At 69.0% G+C, this 20609-nt stretch carries 8 protein-coding genes and 2 pseudogenes; 7 read left to right on the plus strand and 3 right to left on the minus strand.

Translation table 11 applies throughout. The annotated features are described in order from the left end of the window. Positions 1–159: 159 nt before the first annotated feature. Positions 160–843 (plus strand): annotated as a pseudogene (locus ABZ671_RS15995) (cell division protein DivIVA); the annotation flags it as partial. 66 nt (positions 844–909) lie between these two features. On the opposite strand, the gene ABZ671_RS16000 reads toward ABZ671_RS15995, so the two are convergent. After that, positions 910–1134 carry a DUF2631 domain-containing protein gene (locus ABZ671_RS16000; protein WP_357542453.1) on the minus strand — a complete coding sequence of 75 codons (225 nt, stop codon included), beginning with the start codon at positions 1132–1134 and terminating at the stop codon, positions 910–912. Between the two features lie 232 nt (positions 1135–1366). Between ABZ671_RS16000 and ABZ671_RS16005 the strand changes: the two genes are divergently transcribed. Next, positions 1367–2929 carry a Rieske 2Fe-2S domain-containing protein gene (locus ABZ671_RS16005; protein WP_357857652.1) on the plus strand — a complete coding sequence of 521 codons (1563 nt, stop codon included), beginning with the start codon at positions 1367–1369 and terminating at the stop codon, positions 2927–2929. A gap of 160 nt (positions 2930–3089) precedes the next feature. Here ABZ671_RS16005 and ABZ671_RS16010 read toward each other — a convergent pair whose 3' ends face one another. Beyond that, complete coding sequence (locus ABZ671_RS16010) at positions 3090–4691, minus strand: NAD(P)/FAD-dependent oxidoreductase (RefSeq protein WP_357857654.1); 1602 nt, start codon at positions 4689–4691, stop codon at positions 3090–3092. A gap of 102 nt (positions 4692–4793) precedes the next feature. Between ABZ671_RS16010 and ABZ671_RS16015 the strand changes: the two genes are divergently transcribed. Both ABZ671_RS16015 and ABZ671_RS16020 read left to right on the plus strand, forming a co-directional pair. Further along, positions 4794–6980, plus strand: coding sequence for an efflux RND transporter permease subunit (locus tag ABZ671_RS16015; protein WP_357857657.1), 2187 nt, complete (start codon positions 4794–4796; stop codon positions 6978–6980). Further along, a complete protein-coding gene (locus ABZ671_RS16020) occupies positions 6977–7522 on the plus strand; it encodes a GNAT family N-acetyltransferase (protein ID WP_357857660.1) in 546 nt (181 codons plus the stop codon). Before ABZ671_RS16015 ends, ABZ671_RS16020 begins: the two co-directional genes overlap by 4 nt. Before the next feature lie 100 nt (positions 7523–7622). Here ABZ671_RS16020 and ABZ671_RS16025 read toward each other — a convergent pair whose 3' ends face one another. Continuing rightward, a complete protein-coding gene (locus ABZ671_RS16025) occupies positions 7623–10715 on the minus strand; it encodes a hypothetical protein (RefSeq protein ID WP_357857663.1) in 3093 nt (1030 codons plus the stop codon). A 448-nt stretch (positions 10716–11163) separates the two neighbouring features. Between ABZ671_RS16025 and ABZ671_RS16030 the strand changes: the two genes are divergently transcribed. The 3 genes and pseudogenes from ABZ671_RS16030 to ABZ671_RS16040 form a co-directional block, all read left to right on the plus strand. Next, positions 11164–19017, plus strand: coding sequence for a ricin-type beta-trefoil lectin domain protein (locus ABZ671_RS16030; protein ID WP_357857666.1), 7854 nt, complete (start codon positions 11164–11166; stop codon positions 19015–19017). Positions 19018–19454: 437 nt separating this feature from the next. Next, positions 19455–19910 (plus strand): transposase, encoded by a 456-nt coding sequence (locus ABZ671_RS16035; protein ID WP_357857669.1) that lies wholly within the window; start codon positions 19455–19457, stop codon positions 19908–19910. Then, positions 19894–20409: pseudogene (locus ABZ671_RS16040) on the plus strand (transposase); the annotation flags it as partial. The gene ABZ671_RS16035 and the pseudogene ABZ671_RS16040, both read left to right, overlap by 17 nt. Between the last annotated feature and the right edge of the window lie 200 nt (positions 20410–20609).

The raw sequence follows: 20609 nt of genomic DNA on the forward strand, positions 1-20609 counted from the left end.
CCGGCCGTTGGTGGCCGCTTCGGCGAGCCGGCCGCTGGTCGTTACGACGAGCCGGCCGCTGGTCGTTACGACGAGCCGGCCGTTGGTGGCCGCTATGACGAGCCGGCCCCTGGTCGTTATGACGGTCCAGCCGGTGGTCGCTACGATGCCCCGGTGGCTGGCCGCTACGACGAGCCGACCGGGGCCTTTGCCGGCGGCTATGACGGCTCGCGCGGCGGCTACGACGCCCCCCACGGCCCGGTCGGCCCCGGTCCGATGGGCGGTCCGGGTGCCCCGATGGGTCCGGGTGCCCCGATGGGTCACGGTGGCCCGCCGTCCCGTGGCCTGCCGCCTGGGCCGGGTGGCTACGGCCCCGATGACCGGTTCGACGGCTTCGAGGCCGGCCGGCGTGGCCGGCCCGACATGACTGCCGAGATCCGGATGCCCGAGCGTGACCTGCATGGCCGCGGCCCGGCAGGCCCGCCGTCCCTGCCTCAGCAGGGCTTCGGTGGGCCCCCGCCGATGGCCGGCCCACCCGTGGCGGGTCCGCCGGTGGTCGGGCCGCCGATGGCTGGGCCGCCAATGGTCGGGCCGCCGATGGCCGGGCCGCCCGGCAGCGACCTTCACCGGGTGGACCAGATTCGCCGGGGCTTCCAGGTGCGCCGGTTCGGCAGCGGCTACGACCCGGACCAGGTCGACCGGTTCTTCGAGGACCTGCTCGGCGGTATGCAGGGGCGCAGCCCGATGCCGGTGAACCCGAAGGATCTGGACACTCTGCGCTTCGGGCTGGTGCCCGGCGGCTACTTCGAGGCCGAGGTCGACGCCGCGCTCAAGGACGTGCAGGACATCCTGCTCGGCCGCTGACCCGTCTACGACGAAGGCCCGTCCCCGGGTGGGGACGGGCCTTCGGGCGTATCGGCCGAGCGCGGGTCAGGACCGCAGTCCGTTGCGGCGCAGCACCGCGTCGCCGATCACGATGGCCAGCAGCAGCGCGGCGATCCCGACCAGCCAGATCTCCTCGACCCTGCCCTCGTGGTTGCCGCAGAACGCCATGAGGACCAGCGCCACCGCGGTGAGCACCGCGCCGATCCGTCCGGACCTACGGTGTCCGGGCTTGTGCTGATCTGGCGCGGTTACCGGCTCGCTTCCTGCCACTGTCGGTCCTTCCCTCACGATCGGATCTCCGGCTAGTCTGGCACGCCCGGTGCCGGGCCCGGTGCGGGGTCCGACCTGATCGGGTGCCCGGACCTCGGGTGGCGACCGCGTACCCGGCCGTTCGACCCGTTCCGCATGGGCCGGTGGGCACTACCGGCGTCGCGGAACGGCGATCACACTGCCTCCGGTAGCGTCTTGACGTACGCCTGATTGTCTTTAGAGGGGGACCGCGGTGCGAGTGACCGGTACGGGACATGCCAGCATGCGGATCGATACGGCTGCGGGCAGCATCCTGTGCGACCCGTGGGTCAACCCGGCCTATTTCGCCTCGTGGTTCCCATTCCCGGACAATTCCCTGCTCGACTGGCAGGCCCTCGGCCAGGTCGACTACCTGTACGTGTCGCACCTGCACCGCGACCACTTCGACGCCAAGCACCTGCGCGATTACATCTCGAAGGACGCCACCGTCCTGTTGCCCGAGTTTCCCACCTCCGAGATGGAGGACGAGCTGCGGGAGTTGGGCTTCACCAAGTTCCTCAAGGCGCCGAACGAGCAGGTGGTGGAGCTACCCGGCGGCCTCAAGATCATGATTCAGGCGCTGACCAGCCCGACCGACGGGCCGATCGGTGACTCCTCGCTCTGGGTGGAGTACGACGGCGTCCGGCTGCTCAACCAGAACGACGCCCGCCCGAGCGACCTGAGCGTCTTCGCCGAGCTGGGCCACGTGCACGCGCACCTGCTGCAGTTCTCCGGCGCGATCTGGTACCCGATGGTCTACGAACTGCCGCAGGCGGCGAAGACCGCGTTCGGCAAGCAGAAGCGGGACCGGCAGTTCGACCGTACCTGGCGTTACATCGACGACCTGAAGGCCGACCACGTCTTCCCGATCGCCGGCCCGCCCTGCTTCCTCGACGACGCGTTGTGGCAGTTCAACGACATCTTCGGCGACGAGGGCAACATCTTCCCGGACCAGTCCGTCTTCCTCGAGGAGTACGCCAAGGTCGGCGGCACGAACGGCATCGTGCTGCTGCCGGGCAGCGTCACCGAGATCACCACCTCCGGCGCGACCACCACCCACCCCGTGCCGGTGGAGGAGTTCTTCGCCAACAAGGTGGCCCACCTGGAGGAGATGCGGGAGCGTAAGCGCCCGATCATCGAGGCGGAGAAGACGTCCTGGCGGCACCCCGAGGTCGACGTCCTGGGCGAGATGAAGCGCCGGATCGAGCCGCTGCTGGACGAGTCGATCTACCTGGCCAAGGGCGTCGGTGGCCCGGTCCGCTTCGACCTCATCGGGTACGACGGTGACAGCGTCGAGTCGATCGTCGTGGACTTCCCGGGCCAGGAGGTCCGGCCGTACGCGGACGAGAAGGTCCGCTACCGGTTCCGGACCGAACGGGCGCTGATTGAGCACCTGCTGCACATCGGCGAGGTGGACTGGGTCAACTCGCTCTTCCTCTCCTGCCGCTTTTCCGCAGCCCGGATCGGCCAGTACAACGAGTTCGTCTACGCGTTCTTCAAATGCCTGTCGGAGGAGCGCCTCCAGTACGCGGAGGGCTGGTACGACGAGCACGAGCGGGCGGTCGACGCGGAGGACATCACGCTTGACGGCTGGGTGGTGCAGCGCCGATGCCCACACCTGAAGGCGGACCTGAGCCGGTTCGGCATCGTCGAGGGCGACCAGCTCACCTGCCAGCTGCACGGCTGGAAGTTCGACCTGTCCAGCGGCCGCTGCCTCACCAGCGTCGGCCACAAGATCCGCGCCCACCCCGCCGACCCCAACACCCCAACGACCTAACCCACCCCCACTCCCACTCCCACTCCCACCCCCCCCACCCCCGCTCGCGGTGATCATGGAGTTGTGGTCGTTCACAAAAGCCGTGGATCGGCCCAAGTTGCCCACCACAACTCCATGATCGGCGGGGCGGGGCGGGGGGCGGGCGGGGCGGGGGGGGGGGTTAGTGGGACAGGTCGGTGAGGATGCGGCGGGCGGCGTTGTGGCCGGCGGCGCCGATGACGCTGCCGGCGGGGTGGCAGCCGGCGCTGCCGGCGTACACGCCGTCGATGCCGGTGGCGTAGGGCATTCGGTCGGTGAACGAGACGGTGTTGTCGACGTGGTGGATGTGCCCGCCGGTGATGCCGAAGTGCGCCTCGATGCCGGGCGGGGGCAGCGGCACCGCGTCGGCGATCAGGTCACCGGTGCCGGGGGCGTACCGCTCGCAGACGTCGATCAGCCGGGAGACGTAACCGGGTAGCGCCGCGTCCCAGGTGGTGCCGGCCAGCTCGTACGGGACCGACTGCACGAACAGCGCCGAGGAGTGGTGCCCGGCGTCGTCGGCCAGCGACGGGTCGACCGTGGTGTGCAGGTACCACTCGATGGTCGGCTCCTCCGGCAGCCGTCCGGCCCGCACGTCCGCCCACATTGCGCGCAGCGCCGCCATTGGCGACTCGCCCCCACCGCCGACCAGCGACGCCGAGCCGGGCAGCAGGTGGATGGTGGAGCCGAACGGGCTGGGCGCGTCCGCCGGCAGGCAGGAGAACCGGGGCAGCCCGGTCAGCGCCAGGTTGAGCTTGAGCGTGCTGCCGGGACGGCGGACCGCCGTCATCCGCTCGGCCAGCGCCGTCGGGAGCGCGCCGTCGGGCAGCAGTTCCATCAACCGGTACGGGTCGCACGCCCCGAGGACCACGGAGGCGGCCACCTCTCGCCCGTCGGCGAGCACGACCCCGGACGCGGCACCGCCGTCGAGGGTGATCGCGGTGACCGGCGTACCGGTCAGGATGGTCGCCCCGGCGGCGCGGGCGGCGTCGGCGAAGGTCCGGGAGACGGTGCCCATGCCGCCCCGGGCGATCATCCAGGTGCCGCCCGACCCCGGGAGTCGGCACATGTTGTGCACGAGGAAGTTGTGACCGGTCCCGGGGTCGTCCGGGCCGGCGTTGAGGCCGGAGAGGCCATCGGTGACCGCGTACATGCTGACCAGCAGCTCGGAGCGGAAGTCGAAGCGGGCCAGGTAGTCGGCGACCGAGCCGCGCACCAGGTCGACGAAGACCTGCCGCAGGGCCGGGCGGACGTACCGTTCGGCGGTCTCCGCCACCGGCAGCGGCTCGACCAGCCAGGCCGGCGCCAGGTCCTCGCGGAGCTGGGCCAGCTCGACCTGGAGCGCGTCGTCGGCGGCCGCGTCGGCGGGGGAGAACATCTCCGCGAGCTGCCGCCGGCTCGCCGCGGCGTCGCTGCCGAAGAGGAGGTACGGCGCGCCGGGCCCGCCCGGCGTGGGCAGAAAGTAGTGCGGGTCGCGGCGCAGCACCGGGATGTCGACGTCGAGCGTGGCGAGCAGTTCCGGCGGCATCAACCCGAGCAGGTAGGAACCGGTGGAGTGGCGCAGGCCGGGCACCTGCGGGAACGGGCTCTCCGTGCGGGTGGCCCCGCCAATCACCTCGGCCGCCTCCAGCACCAGCACGTCGAGGCCGGCGCGGGCCAGCAGGATCGCCGAGACCAGACCGTTGTGCCCGGAGCCGACCACGACGACGTCGGCGCGGGCCGGCAACTCACTCGCTTCGCTCATGCTGCGGGAGCCTAATGGCGCGTGCTCCCGTCGGGGAGGGCGTTGCCGTTCACTGATCTAATCGATGCCGACCGGATACGACCGTGTCGGTAGGGGGTAAGGATGTTCGCCTGGTGGGGGCGGGTGGTCGTACGCGCCCGGTGGGCGGTGCTGGCCGCCGCCGTGGCGCTCGTGGTGCTCGGCTCGACGTGGGGCGCCGGGGTCTTCGGCGAGCTGACCGGGGGCGGCTTCCAGGACCCGGCCAGCGAATCCGCCCGGACCGCCGAGCGGATCACCGCCGAACTGGGCCGGCAGGGCGCCGACGTGATCGTGCTCTGGTCCAGCGACACCACGGCGGTCGACCAGCCGGCCTTCCGCGACCCGGTCACCGCCACCGTCGCCGGGCTGCGCACCCGGCCCGAGGTGGCCAGCGTGACCACCTGGTACGACAGCCCGGCCCCGGCGCTGGTCGCCAGCGACCGCCGGGCCACCTACGCGCTCATCCGGCTCGCCGGTGCCGACGAGAACGCGCGGGCCGGGCAGTTCGCGGCGCTCCGCCCGGCGTTGAACGCCCCGGGGGTGCGGACCGAGGTCGGCGGCACGGTCGCCTTCCAGCACTACGCCAATCACCAGACAAAGACCGACATCACTCGGGCCGAGGCGCTGTCCATGCCGGTGCTGCTGGTGCTCCTCGTGCTGATCTTCGGCGGGCTGGTCGCTGCCACCACCCCGCTGCTCATCGGCGGCCTGGCCATCCTCGGCGCGTTCGTGGCCGTACGCGTGGTCAACCTCTTCACCGACGTGTCGGTCTTCGCGATCAACATCATCACGCTGGTCGGCCTGGGCATGGCCGTCGACTACGCCCTCTTCGTGGTCAGCCGGTTCCGGGAGGAACTCGCCGCCGGGCACGACACCGCCGAGGCGATCCGCCGCACCATGGCCACCGCCGGCCGGACCGTGCTGGTCTCCGGGCTCACGGTGGCTCTCGCCCTGGCCAGCCTGTTGATCTTCCCGCAGACGTTCCTCCGCTCGATGGGGCTCGGTGGCGTGGCCGCCGTCCTGGTCGCCATGCTGGCCGCCTTGACGGTGCTGCCGGCCCTGCTGGCGGTGCTCGGCCACCGTATCGACGCGGTGCGCGTACCCCTGCCGTGGCGGCGTGGGACGCGGCGCGCCGGGCCGGCGGCGGCCGGCGGGGGCGGCGCCTGGGCCCGGATCGCGCGGAGCGTGATGCGCCGCCCGGTGCGCTATCTGGTCGGGGTCGCGGTGCTGCTCGTCGTGCTGGCCACCCCGTTCCTGCATGTCACCTTCGGCGGTTTCGACGAGCGGGTGCTGCCGGCGGACGCCGCGCCCCGGGTGGTCACCGAACGGATCGCCGCCGAGTTCCCCGGCGGCCAGGTCGCCCCGATCGACGTGCTGGTCTCCGGGGCGTCGGCCGAGGCGGCGCGCGGGTTCGCCGACCGGGTCGAGGCGGTGCCCGGGGTGGCCGGGGTACGGGTCGCCGCCGAGCGCGGCGAGACCACGCTGCTGTCGGTGACCTACCCCGGCGAGCCGACCGGCGAGGTCGCCCAGCGGGTGGTCCGCGAGCTGCGCGCGCTGCCCGGGCCGGCCGGGTCGGAGGTGCTGGTCGGCGGGCGGCCCGGCGCCGACCGGGACCTGCTGGACAGCCTCGGCGACCATCTGCCGTGGATGGCGCTGCTGATGGCCGGCGCCACCCTGCTGCTGCTCTTCCTCGCCTTCGGCTCGGTGGTGCTGCCGGTCAAGGCGGTGCTGATGAACCTGGTTTCGATCGGCGCGTCGTTCGGCGTGGTGGTCTGGGTCTTCCAGGACGGCCACCTGGCCGGGCTGCTCGGCTTCACCTCGACCGGCTTCATCGAGCCGAGCAACCCGATCCTCATGCTTGCGGTGCTCTTCGGGCTGGCCACCGACTACGAGGTGTTCCTGCTCTCCCGGGTCCGCGAGGAGTGGGATCGCACCGGTGACAACACCGCTGCGGTGGCCGGCGGGCTGCAGCACACCGGGCGGATCATCACCGCCGCGGCGCTGCTGCTGATCATCGTGGTGGCCGGCTTCACCACCGGCGGCATGACCTACATCAAGCTCATCGGGGTCGGCATGATCGTGGCGATCGTGGTCGACGCGACGCTGGTCCGGGCGTTGCTGGTGCCGGCGACCATGCGCCTGCTCGGTCGCTGGAACTGGTGGGCGCCCGGCCCGCTGGCCCGCCTCTATCGCCGCTACGGCATTCACGAGACTGCCTCGCCCGCCCCGGCGCTCGCGCCCAGCGGCACGCACTACCATCCGGCACCATGACCATTGCCTCGACCGACCGCCTGCTGATTCGTGACTGGACCGACGGCCCTGCCGACCTGGCTCAGGTTTTCGACATCTATTCGCGGGACGAGGTGATGCGCTGGCTCGGCGGCGGGTCGGGGCTGCTGACCGATCCGGCGCAGGCGGCGGAGCGGGTGCAGGCCTGGCGGAACCGGTACGCCCCGTACGCCGGCCGGTACGGCCTCTGGGCGATCGAGACGCGTGATGCCGGACAGGCCGTGGGCAGCGTGCTGCTCAAGCCGCTGCCGGGCCGGGACGGCGTGACGCCCACCGACGACATCGAGGTCGGCTGGCACCTGCACCCCGACTCGCAGGGGCACGGGTACGCCACCGAGGCGGCCCGGGCCGTCATCGAGCGGGAGTTCGCCACCGGCACGTCACAGATCTACGCGGTGGTGATGGCCGGCAACGAACCGTCGATGGCGGTGGCCCGCCGGCTCGGCATGACCCACGTGGGCGTCCGCACCGAGTGGTACGGCGGCGAGGAGCTGGAGACCTTCGTCCTGCGCCAGCCGGCCTGAGCGGCTTCCCTTTTCCCGTGCGACGACCCGACAGCGCGGTGCCGCCCAGATGACGACGGGCCTGAGCAGTCACCTGCTCAGGCCCGTCACCCTAGGCGGTTCAGCCGAAGGACCTGTGGGTGCGCAAGTCCTCACCGAGGACCACCCTGACCGGGTTGCCAACGTTGGTCTTGGACGGGTAGTAGATCCTCATCTGCCCGTCGGTACCGGAGCGAGCCCAGAGGTCGGGCACCCGGTCGCCGTTCACGTCCGGGATGGCGACCAGGGCGCTGATGTTCGCCTCCGACCAGCCGGTGCCGTAGGAGACGTCGCCGTCGCGGGAGTTGGCGGCGGTCTTGAGTGAATCCAGGTTCACGCTGCCGAGAACGGAGCCCGGTTTGCCGTGCCGAACGTACATGTTGCCGTTGTCAAGGTTGCGCCAGAGCAGGTCCGGGGTGCCGTCCAGGTCGATGTCGGCGACATTGACGATCTCCCGCCGCGCCCACGCGCTGCCCTCCATCAGGGTTGCCGTCTGGAAGCTCGCCCCGGTGTATCCGCTCAGCACCCAGAACGCGGTGCCGGCCCGGAGGGCCAGGTCCGGGAGCTTGTCGCCGGTGATGTCGCCGACCGCCTTGATCTGCGTCCAGGTGGCCGGGTCCGGCGCGTTGGGCGGCAACAGGACCCGGATCCGGCGGTCGACGTTGAAGCTGCCGTAGCCGTCGCCCGGGTAGAGCCAGAAGCCGCCGTCAGGGGTGCGGGCGAAGAGGTCGGTGAGGCCGTCCCCCGGGTAGGCGTCGGCGTACTTGGTGATCAGGGCGGCCTTGCCGGTGGCCGGGTCGTACCAGTGGCCCGGCGGGTTGAGCCTGCCGTCGTCGGTGTACGAGGCGGCAAGCCACGCGTCCAAAGCCCCGCCCTCGTCGCCAGCATAGTTCCGAAGGTTCCCGGACGTGTCCACGATCAACAGGTCGGGAAGATTGTCACCGTTGGTGTCACCGGGTCCGTCGGCAGCGTCGCGGGGTGGCAGATAGAAGGTGTAGTCCTTACGGTCGCTCTGGTTGCCTACCGCGTTGAAGGCGTACACCTGAATAGTGGTGGGACCAGCGTGCCGTGGCCTGAGATCGGACTTGGTGTAGGTGCCGGTGGTGGTAGTGACTTCCGTCCAGTTGGCACCGTCAAGGGTGTACTTGAACTTGGTCGCGCCGGTGGAGGTGAAGGTGACCGGGCCGGCCTGGCCCAACTTCACGGTCGCCCAGGTCTCACCGTCGGGAGTGAATTCCTTGAAAACATCACTGGTGACCTGCGGTTTTGAGGGCTTGGAGTTGTCGATCGTGAGGCGACAGGACTGGGTCGCCGGGTAGTACCCGGACAACGCTCCGGACGTGTCCTCGGCGCGCACGTCCCACAGGTAGGTCGCCCTGTCCTCCAAGGTGGTGGAGGGAATTGTCAGGCTTGCCTTGCCACTGCTCGACGCGGTTACCACGGTGTCCGCAGGCGCCGTCGTGCCGTTCTTCCAGAAGCGGAAGTGCAGGGCCTTCAGGTTGCTGTCGGGATCGGTGGCGGTCGCCGACAACACGATGTTGGTCTTGGCGATCGTGACACCGTTACCCGGACCCGGCACGCAGTTGCCACCAGGGTCGGAGGTGACGCCCGTCGGCGTGTTGGGCGGCCGGTTGTAGGTGACGGAGAGCTCCGCGGTGCTGACCTTGAACTTTCGCCAGGTCAGCGTGTCGGACTCGCTGGTAGCTTGCATGCCGAGCGTGATGGTCGACGAGCCGGCGTCGAGGGCCTGCTGGGCCGCGTCCTGCACGTTGAAGCTCGCGTAGTCCTGAGCGCAACCGGTGTAGCCGTAGGCGAAGGACTTCTTCTGCTGCAGCGTCGTCCACTTCGGCTGCGCGTTCCATGTGGTGCCGGAGGAGATGGCGCCGGTGAGCCAGAGCTGCATCTCCCGATTCGTGCAGCTCCAGGAGTGGGTGTTCAGGATCTTGAAGGTGGCCGCGCTGGCCTTCGCGTTCTTCAGCTTGCTGTCGAAGCCCATCCGCCAGAAGGAGCGGGTTCGCAGCGGTGTTGACTGGTCGTAGCCCACCCGGGCCTCGGTGGTCCCCGAGTTGAAGTTGGTGCCGTTCCAGGTGTTGGTGGTGGGGTGCTGCGCGTAGACGGTCGCCCAGGCCTGCTGGCCGCTGGTGAGCGTCGGGTCCAGGAAGATGGGGAAGAGCGCGTCCTTGCTGGTGAGCAGGCCGCTGCCTGCGGCGTTCAGGTGCAGCCGGACTGCTCCGGTGCCGTCGCCCTCAAGCCTGGTGGGGATCGGCGCGTTACGTGCCCCCGGCTCGCTGCCGTTGAGGCCGGAGAGTCGCAGCACGTCCGCGGGGGTGGTCACCGCGGTGCGGATAGCAGCCCCGGGAGATTCGGGATCCCGGCCGGCGGAATCCCAGGCGAACGGGGTGGGTAGGGAGCTGATCTCCCGGCTGCCGGTCCGGTCGAGGACCCGGACGCCGCCGGTGGTCGGGTCATGGCGGAAGACGGCGGTCTGCGACCGCAGGCCGTAGGTGATCGCGCTGGCGGCTTTGATCGTGGCGGCCGCCCGGTTCTTGACGATCAGCAGCTGGGCGAAACCGCCGTCCTCGCGGGCGACGACGAGGAGATCCACCCCGGACAACACGTCCGGGTAGAGGGCGCGTGGTCCGTCGAGCACCGGTTGCGGCAGTCGACCGGGCCAGATGAATGCGATGGTGTGGCCGTCGACATCCATCTCGGCCAGGACGCTGTCGGCGGCAGGATCGTCGGCGGTGCTGCCGCCGGAGAAGCGCACCGGCGTGGGCGGGTTGACGGGCCGTACGTCGAGGCCGCCGGGCGTGTTGTCGCTGCGGGCGAGCTTGGTGTCGATGGGCGTCCACCGTCCCGTGGCGTCCTTCACCCGCTGGGGTGTGGCGTGGAACGTGCTGCGCAGCTGTCCGTCGGGGAGTGCCCAGGTAAGCGAGGTGGCGCTGGTGGCGGCGTCCACCAACACCTCCTTGCCGGTGCGGACGGCCTCGACCATGGCGGTCGCCTCGTCCCGGAAGGAGTGCGCTGGCGCGGCGTCCGCCAGCTCCCGCTGTTGGTCCGCGCGGAGCCACCAGGGCAGCGGGGCTGCGACGAGGGCGGCCACCAACAGGCCGACGGTGAGGGCCAACCGGGTGCGCGTGCGCACGAAGGGGTTGAGCAGGCGAGGCGTGGTCACGCAGTCCACTCCCTGGGGGCCGAACGGACAGGGCAGACACGACGGACGGCCCCGTACGGCAAGCCGAGGGGCAGAACGTGGGCCCCACGATCGCATGACCCCGGGGCGGTTTGTCGATCCCGGAACCGTTACCAATCCGTGATCATCACGCTCGGTTTGCAAGGAGTGACCCATTGATTTAGATCTTGTGTCCGAGATTGGACACTCCGCCCTGATTGATATCCAGCGACTCGTCGGGCAAGCGCCCATTAATCCCGGTTGATGGGTCTTGGGTCTAATTGAGCAGTGGTGTAGATCACATAGATTGCGCTTGGTTACTTCTTGAGGCCTTGAGCGTGGGCTTCTCCTGAGGCGAAAGTGCTCACGCACGCGCCACACCCGGCGCGGGCCGGTTCGCGGGCCTTCCGCGGCTTCTCTTTCGTCTTCGCGCTGGTGGGAGTCGACTCGTATGCGTGGTGCCGGTTTGCAGTCCCGGTGGTGGCACGGCCGACGGACCCCGTTGAGGTCACATCATCGTCGCTGGCGTCGTGCCCGTACGGCGTTGGTGTTGGCCTTGTCGACCACGCTGGTCGGGACGATGCTGCCCGCCGAGGCGTGGGCGGTCCCCCCGCCCGGCATGAGCCGGGAAAAGAGCACCGTCGAACTGCCGGAGATTCCGCAGAGTGAGCAGGTCGGCGAGGACGAGAGCAGCCCAAAGGACCTGACCACCGCGGATCCGGTCGACGTGGACCTGTACGAGCCGCAGGCCGTCACCCCGTGGCAGCAGGCCAGCGGGGCCGTGGACCTGACCGGGGTCGAACCGGGCGCCACCAAGCCGGTGGACGATTTGCCGGTCGCCCTCGGCGTGCCGGACGGCGGTGATCCGGCCGCCCTCGCCGGCACCTGGACCGTCGACCTCGCTTCCCCGGAGGCGTCCCAGGACGCCGGCCTGTCCGGCCTGATCATGAAGATCACTCCGCCGGCCACCGCCGACCCCACCGCAGAGGTCGCCCTCAGCGTCGACTACACGCCCTTCGCCGACCTGTACGGTCCGCAGGCCGCCGACCGTTTTGGCGTCATGCTGCTGCCCAGCTGTGTCTACGACGCCCCCGACACCGGTGACTGCGCCCCGGACGGCGACGACGATGGGGGCACCGGGGCGCGGTCGGCCACCGCCGACCCGGCCACCGCGGAGGTCGTGCGCAGCGAGGTGGAGCTGGTACCCACCAAGCAGGCCCCCGCCCGCGGCGCGAAGAAGGCCCCCGCCCGCGGCGCGAAGAAGGCCCCCGCCCGCGGCATGGCGGAGCAGGACGAGCCGACCCGGCGGATAGTCAGGGCCAGCCTCCCCGTCGGCCGGTTGCTCGGGGCACAGGGCGGTTCCGCCCGATCCTCGACCAGCGCCATTGCGGCGTCGAGCGACTCAAGCGTCGTCGGCGTGCTGGACACCGGAGCGTCGTCGGCCGGCGACTTCACCGCCACCCCGCTGCTCTCCTCTGGCTCCTGGGCGGCGGGCTCCTCCTCCGGTGCCTTCACCTACTCGTACCAGGTGCAGGTGCCCGAGACGGCCGGCGGGCTGATGCCGAAGGTGGCCCTGTCGTACTCCTCGCAGTCGGTGGACGGGCGCACCTCCGCCACCAACAACCAGGCATCCTGGATCGGCGACGGCTGGGACTACAATCCGGGGGCGATCACCCGCAGCTACGCCAACTGCCGGGAGGACTCGAAGAAGCCCGGCGCGAACAACAAGGACCACCGCACGGCCGACCTGTGCTGGGGCTCCAACAACGCCACCCTGTCGCTCGGCGGCATGACGACCGAGCTGGTCTGGGACGAGGCAACGGAAACCTGGTTCACCGCCAACGGCGACGGCTCCAAGGTCGAACTGCTCAAGGACACCACCCGGCACACCCTTGACAAGGAGGGCGAGTACTGGATCATCACCACCCGGGACGGCACCCGCTACCACTTCGGCCTCAACCGTCTCCCGGGCTGGTCCAGCACCGACTCGCTCACCGAATCGGTCCTCACCGTGCCGGTCTACGGCAACCACCCGAACGAGCCCTGTTACAAGCCGGGCAACTGGGCCGGCTCTGTCTGCACCCGGGCCTGGCGCTGGTCCCTCGACTACGTCGAGGACATCCACGGCAACGCCATGAGCCTGTGGTGGAAGCGCGAGACGAACTACTACGCCCAGAACTTCAACTTCAAGAAGCCGGTCGAGTATGACCGGGGCGGTTACCTCCTCCGGATCGACTACGGGCAGCGCAAGGACACGATCTTCTCGGCCACCGCACCGGCTCGGGTCAACTTCACCGTGGCCGAGCGCTGCTTCGCCGAGGGCACCCTCACCTGCAGCGACGCCAACTTCGCCGACAAGAATCCCGCCAAGTACCGCATTTGGTACGACACGCCGGCTGACCTGCGCTGCGCAAAAGGCCAGATGTGTTGGAACGCTGGGCCGTCCTTTTTCACTCGTAAGCGTCTCGACAAGATTGCAACGTCAGCCCAGCGGCGCACCGACACCAGCGCGCGTCAGGTGGTGGATGAGTATCAGCTCAAGCAGTCGTTCCCAGTCCTGCGGACCGGCCCCAACACCGCCCTCTGGTTGGAGTCGATCGCTCGTACCGGCTACGGCCGCAGAGGCACGACGGACGAGAACATCCAGCTCAAGTCGGTGCGCTTTGAGCCCAACGCCGAGGACATGCCGAACCGTGTCAAGCGGGACAACCGGCCCGGCTTCTCCCGGCTCCGGATCGCCCGGGTCATCAACGAGTACGGCGGCGAGACGGTCGTCACCTACAAGGAGCCGACGGGCGCCTGCAAGACCGGCACCGGCCTGCCCGGCAAGAGCAACACCGCCGCGCTGAAGGCCAACAACCGGTTGTGCTATCCGTCCTTCTGGCATCCTGACCCTGAGGTCGAGGAAATCGACTGGTTCCACAAGTACGTTGTGGACAGCGTTGAGGAACTCCCAAACGTCGACGGTGTCTTCAGCACCGAAACCCGCTACGAGTACGCCAACCCCGGTTGGAAGCTCGCCGAGCAGGAGTTCACCAAGAAGTCCACCCGCACCTACTCTCAGTTCGCCGGCTTCGAGCAGGTCACCGTCCTCACCGGGGCGGACGAGGACGCGATCGGCAGCAAGCGCAGCAAGTCCGTCACCCGCTACTTCCGCGGCATGGGCGACACCGTCTCGATGACGGACATCACTGGTGTCGAGATCGCCAAGGACCGGGAGCCCTTCGCCGGGCGGGTCGCCGAGGAAGTCACCTACACCAGCGCCGACGACGATGACAAGCGGGACTGGCTGACCCGCAGCGTCACCTACCCCGCCGCCCAACTCCTCGCCTCCCGCAACCGCGACGACGGTCTGAGCCCGTTGGAAGCCTGGCGGGTCACCGAGCCCCGGCAGGTCTCGTATACCAAGTCCTCCGGCACCGGTGACGACACCCGCACCCCCCAGCGAGCTGTCGAGACCAAGACCACCTACGAGACGACGTACGGCCTGCCCACGCACATCGAGTCCCTCGGCGACACTGGCAAGGACGGCGATGAGTCCTGCACGTACGTCGAGTATCTCCACCACACTGGCAAAAACCTCATTGGCCTGACCAAGCAGGTTCGCACCAGCCCGACGACCTGCATCGCTGCCAACTTCGACAACCTGACGACGCTGAGTTCGGCCAGCCGGGTAGCCTACGACGGCCAGGCGTATGGCCTCGCGCTCGGCAGCACCACGCGCGGGCTCGCGACTCAGACCTGGTCGCTGAAGGGCGACGGCTCCGGCTTCCAGTCCAACGGCACCACCGGCTTCGACGCTGTCGGTCGCGTCGTCTCGAACACCGACCCCGATGGCAAGACCTCCACGATCACCTATACCCCCGCGACCGGCCAGGCCTTCACCGTCACGGAGCAGAACTCGCTCGGGCACAAGCAGGTCCAGGAGTTGGACCCGGGCCGCGCCGTCACCATCAAGATCACCGACCTCAACAACCGGGTCAGCGAGGCGGAGTTCGACCCGCTGGGCCGCCTCGTCAAGGCCTGGGCACCCGGCCGCACCCCGTCGCCCGCAGCCATTCCGGACTTCAGGGCCGAGTACGCCATTCCGGTGGGGAAGCCGCCGTACATCACCACCTTCAGCCGCGGCCACGAGAACCGGATCCAGACCTCCGTCACCATCTACGACGGACTGGGCCGTGAGCGGCAGACCCAGGAGGAAGCCACCGGCGGCGGCCGGCTGATCACTGACACGCTTTACAACAGCTCCGGTGAGGTGTGGCAGACCAACAACGCCTATTACACCGAGGGCGGACCGGTCGGCACGCTGTTCACGCCGCGGGCGGACAGTACCGTGCCGAACGCCACCCGCTACACCTACGACGGCCTCGGCCGGGTCACGGAGGAACTGCCGGTCCTGAAGGGCAACGAAGAGCCTGATCAGGCCACCAGGTACGAGTACGGTGCCGACCACTCCACGGTGATCAACCCGGCTGGCGCTGCCTCGTACCGGCTGTTCAGCGACGCCCTGGGCCGGACCACCCGGGTGGACACCTTTACCAACGCCGGCCGCACCGCGTTCACCTCGATGCGGTACGAGTACGACGCCCGCGGTCAGCTGGCGAAGGCCACCCACTCCGTCGACCCGACCCACCCGTGGACCTGGACTTACGACCACCGCGGTCGGATGGAGACGGCCACCGATCCGGACAGCGGCACCACCCGGATGACGTACGACCACCGCGACCGGCCGGTGACCTCCACCAACGCCCGCGGCGTCACGGTCTGGAACGGCTACGACGAGCTGTCCCGCCCGACTCAGCAGCGACTGAACAGCAGCACCGGGACGGTCCTTGGCCAGTTCACCTACGACACCGCGACCGGCGGCAAGGGTCTGCCCGCCACCGCCACCCGCTACACCGACGGACTGGCGTACACGCAGTCGATCGGTGGCTACACCAATGACTACCAGCCGACGTCCACCACCCTCAGCCTGCCGCAGTCGGTCGCCGACACGTGGGGTCTGCGGACCTCATACACCTACGACTACGCGTACACCGACACCGGCCAGCCCGAATCGACCAGCCTGCCCGCCGTCGGCAACTTCCCCGCTGAGAAGGTCCTGGTCCGCTACACCAAGGATGGCCTGCCGCTGTCGGTCTCCGGCCAGGACTGGTACGGCTCTGAGACGGTCTACTCGCCGTACGGGCAGGTGCTGCGTTCCACCCTCGGCGCGCAGCCGTCCCGGGTGTGGACCATGTCCAGCTACGACGACGGCAGCGGCGCCCTCACCGACCAGCAGGTCTACCGCGAGCAGACCGGTGACAAGACCCTCGTCAACGGCAACCTCGTCTCGAAGCGTTCCTACCGGTACGACGACGCGGGCAACGTCACCGCGATCCGCGAGCACGCCGTCGGCATCGAGGAACAACAGTGCTTCCGGCACGACGCACTCGGTCAGCTGACGAAGGCCTGGACGGCGAAGGCACAGGCGGAAAATCAGACACCCTGCACCGCGGAGCCGACGGGCACGGCCAACGTGGCACCCGGAACCGACGGCGCCGGCTACTGGCAGGAGTACGAGTACGACCTGCTCGGCAACCGCACGAAGCTGGTGGAGAAGGATCTCACCGGTAACTCGGCGAAGGATGCCACCACCGAGTACGCCTACGGGCGGGCTGGAAGCCAGCCGCGCACCCTCACCAAGGTGACCAAGAGCTACGTCACCCCGGCGGGCGCGGCGGTCACCGCCGAGGCCGAGCGGCTGTACGAGCTGACCGGCGAGACGAAGTCCGTCACCTCGCTGGAGAACGGCGATCAGCAGACGCTCTCCTGGACCTATGACGGCCAGATCGAGCGGATCGCCGGCGCGGGCGGAAGGGGTAAGACCGCCTACGTCGGTCTCGCGAACAAGTGCATCGATCTCAGCGGCAGCCTCGCGGTGGCCGGCCGCCCGGTCCAGCTGTGGTCCTGCAACAGCACGGTCGCGCAGAAGTGGGCCTTCACACCGGCTCCGGGACAGGCAAACGCGAACCTGGGCACCCTGTCCGTGCACGACAACTGGTGTATCCAGCCGGCGGGCACCACGGCCGGGTCGGCCTTCCAACTCCAGAAGTGTGACGGGTCGGCCGGCCAGCGTCTGGAGCGCACCTCCGCCGGCCAGCTCAAGCACACCGCGTCCGGCCTGTGTCTCGCGGTCAAGGACGGGGCCTCCGCCAGTGGCACGCCGCTCGTGCTGGTGGCGTGCGACGGCGCCGCAGCCGCCCAGCAGTGGGAGGCGCAGAACGAGACCCGCCACATTTACGGTCCTGGCGGCACCCGCCTGCTGACGGTCCAGAACCGGCAGGCGACTCTGTACCTGCCTGACGCCCAGGTCACCGTGCAGAGGGGCGGTGCGCTGGTCAACACGCAGCGCACGTATGCCGCGCCGGGCGGGGCGGTGCTGCGTTACGCCTATGGCCTCGACGCCCCGGGCCTGGTCGCCTTGGCCGGCGACCATCAGGGCAGCCCGTACGCGGAGGTAGTCCTCTCCGGCACGATGGCGGTCCGGATCCGGAAGCAGGACCCGTTCGGCAACCAGCGCGGCACCGACAAGCTTGCCGCCAACATGCAGACCAACGCCGGATTCCTCGGAGCCATCCGCGACGACGCCTCCGGCTATGTCCCGCTCGGTGCGCGCCTCTACGACCCGGTGGTGGGACGGTTCCTCTCCGCCGACCCGGTCCTGGACCTGGCAGACCCGATGCAGTCCAACGGGTACGCGTACGCGCACAACAACCCGGTGACGTTGTCGGACCCCAGTGGTCTGTCGGTGTCGCTGACCCCGTCGGAGATGGCGGCGGCGCTGGCCGGCGCGGGCCTGTCGGCCGCGCAGGTCTCCCAGGCACAGGCCACCATGGGGCGCTCGCTGATGTCGGTGATCCTCGACTCCGCCTGGTACATCCTCAAGGAGTTCATCGGGATCAACGACGCGCTGGCCTGTTTCGGCGGTGACATGTGGTCGTGCGGCAGCCTCATCATCCAGGCGATCCCGTGGGCTAAGCTCGGCAAGATCCCGGCCGTGATCAGGGCCGTCGATCGGGTGATCACCGCGATCAACGCGTGGCGGACGGCGAAGCGAGCGGCCGAGGCGGTCCTGGCGGCAGCGCGGGCGGCGGAGCGGGCGGCGCAAGCCGCCAAGGCAGCGGCCATCGAGCGAGCGAAGAAGGCCGCCCAGGCCGCGGCAAAGAAGACGCTCGACAAGGTCAACACAACCAGCAACAAGGCCGTCAACCTCACGAAGAAGACCGGCAACCCGGTCCAGAAACAGGCCCAGGCCAAGGCCAACCCGGGAGCTTCCTCCGCAGCCTCAAGCGGCGCCGGGAAATCCGGCGGCGGCAAGACGACGTCCAAGCCGGGCGGCGAGTCGGGTGCCACCGCACGCAGCAATGGCGGCGCCAGCGGCGGCGGCGGCGCCGGAAAAGCAAACGGCGAGTCCTGCCTCACCAACAGTTTCGTCCCCGGTACCAAGATCCTCATGGCCGACGGCTCGACGAAGCCAATCGAGGACGTGAAGCCGGGCGACAAGGTCGTGGCCACCGATCCGGAGACAGGCCGCACCGAGGTGGAGACGGTCACCGCGGCGATCAAGGGTGACGGTGTCAAGCACCTCGTGAAGATCACCATCGACACCGATGGGGAGCAGGGCTCGAAGGCGGCCGAGGTCACCGCGACCGATGGTCACCCGTTCTGGGTCCCGGAGCTGGGCGAGTGGGTCGACGCCACCGATCTCCACCCCGGTCAGTGGTTGAGGACCAGCGCTGGCACCTACGTCCAGATCACCGCGATCGACCGCTGGACCGTTCCCCAGGCCACCGTCCACAACCTCACCGTCGCCAACCTCCACACGTACTATGTGGTCGCAGGTGCGGTCCCGGTCCTGGTGCACAACAGCAGTTGCGTCGAAGTCAGCGCCAGCGAGAACAGCTACTCTTTATCGCATCGGGAATCCGGCAGCGGCATCATTGCCGATCTTGACGCGAGTGGCAATCTCACGTTGATGATTGAACGGCAGGCGGGGTCGCCGTTGTCCGGCAGTCAGATGCTGGACAATGTGATGGCACACTTTGGTGACCGGGTGCAGTCAATTCAGGGCTACTGGGTCTACGGGGATAACCTGGCTGGCTTCAACAGGGCGGCTCGAGCGGGACAAAGCCTTGAGTCTGCTGCTGCTGGAACGTGGACAGGCCGGCAGGCTGCTCGGCATGGGTTCACCAACACTACTATCCTTGTAGCCGATGCTGGGGAGTCAGGTTTTACCAAAGTCTCGGCACTCTTCACTAGATGATGGTGACTGCCTATGTCGGTCGTAAGGGAATCTGTCAAGGCGATGCGTGAAGCTGGCATTTCTTCACTCGATGCGGTGTTGCGAATCAAGGAGGATCAACTCTGTCGGGCGGGTCAAGAATTCGAGCTAGCTGTAGGACTTAAGGAAGAGTACGGGCTCACGGTAATTCAAATACACGAGGTGATCGGCTGGCTTCGTGGTGTTCGCTCCTTGGAGGACTTGCAGATTGCGTTAGGTTGAGTCGGGTGCATACGACCAGATTCGGGCCACTCGTCCTCGTGGAACGTCTGCGCGCACTTGCCTAATACGGCAGCCGCCCTGATGATCATGTGTGTGTGAAGACAACAAAATCGAGGGCGGCTGCGGCTGCCAGGATAGCTGCTGGTCGGGTGCAGCGGTTGCGGGCCGATCTGTTGGAGTGCCTGCGGTCGTGTGTCGTGCGGACGCAGACGTGGCAGCAGGCGACGAAGTACGTGTCCGCAGTGGTCAGCGACCTGCCGAAGCGGCACGGGTGGACGATCGCGGAGTACGTCGGGGACCGTAGCCCGGACCGGACGCAGCGGTTGCTGAACCGGGCAGTGTGGGACGCCGAGGCGGCGATGAGCCTGGTGCGCCGGTTCGTGGTCGACGGGCTGGGCACGGCGGCCCGACGACGGCGGGGGTTGGTGGTCGGGGCGTTGGACGAGACCGGCCAGCAGAAGCGGGGCGCCGCCACGTGTGGGGTCAAACGGCAGTGCATGGGGTGCGCGGGTTGGGTGGACAACGGCATCAACACGGTGCACCTGTCCTACGTACGGCAGGGCGTCGGGCACGCGTTGATCGGCGCCCGGCAGTGGATTCCCGCCGCAGATCGACGATCCGGACACCGCCGCCGCGATGGGGCTACCGGCTGATCTGCGGTTCCGCGCGAAGGGACAGCTGGCGATCGACATCTGCACGGACGCGTACGCCGACGGGGTGCGCTTCGATGTGCTCTGCGGGGACGAGGTCTACGGCGGCTGCACCCAGTTGCGGGAGTTCTTCGAACAGCGGCAGCAGGCATACGTGCTGAGGGTGGCCAGCACCTTCGTGCTCACTTCGGGTGCTGACGTGCGGCTGACCTATCAACAAGCCGTGCAGCAACTGGTCGATCAGTGTCAGTGGGAGGTGCGCAGCGCCGGGACGGGGTCGAAGGGGCAGCGGTGGTACGCGTGGGAGCAGATCGCCACCGCCAGCGTCCATCATGTGCTGCTGGTACGCCGGCATCTGCGCACCGGTGAGCTGGCCTTCCACTACTGCTACCAACCCGACGGGCAACCGAAGAGCATGACCCGGCTGATCCGCGCCGCAGGACTGCGCTGGCCCGTCGAGGAAGACTTCGAGTGCGGCAAGGACCAGTTCGGCCTCGACCAATGCCAAGCCCGCCTGCACACCGCGATCCGCCGGCACACCGTGCTGGTCATGGCCGCCCTCGCCGTCTGCGCCGTAGCCGCCGCCCAACTACGCGGCCGAACCGACACCCAGGCCCCACCACCGGCCACCCCCGACCAGACCCCGCCCCCAGACCCCGGCCTGATCCCCCTGACCGTCCCCGAAACACGACGACTCCTGGC

The sequence above is a fragment of the Micromonospora sp. NPDC006766 genome (assembly GCF_040636055.1).
Taxonomy (GTDB): Bacteria; Actinomycetota; Actinomycetes; order Mycobacteriales; family Micromonosporaceae; genus Micromonospora.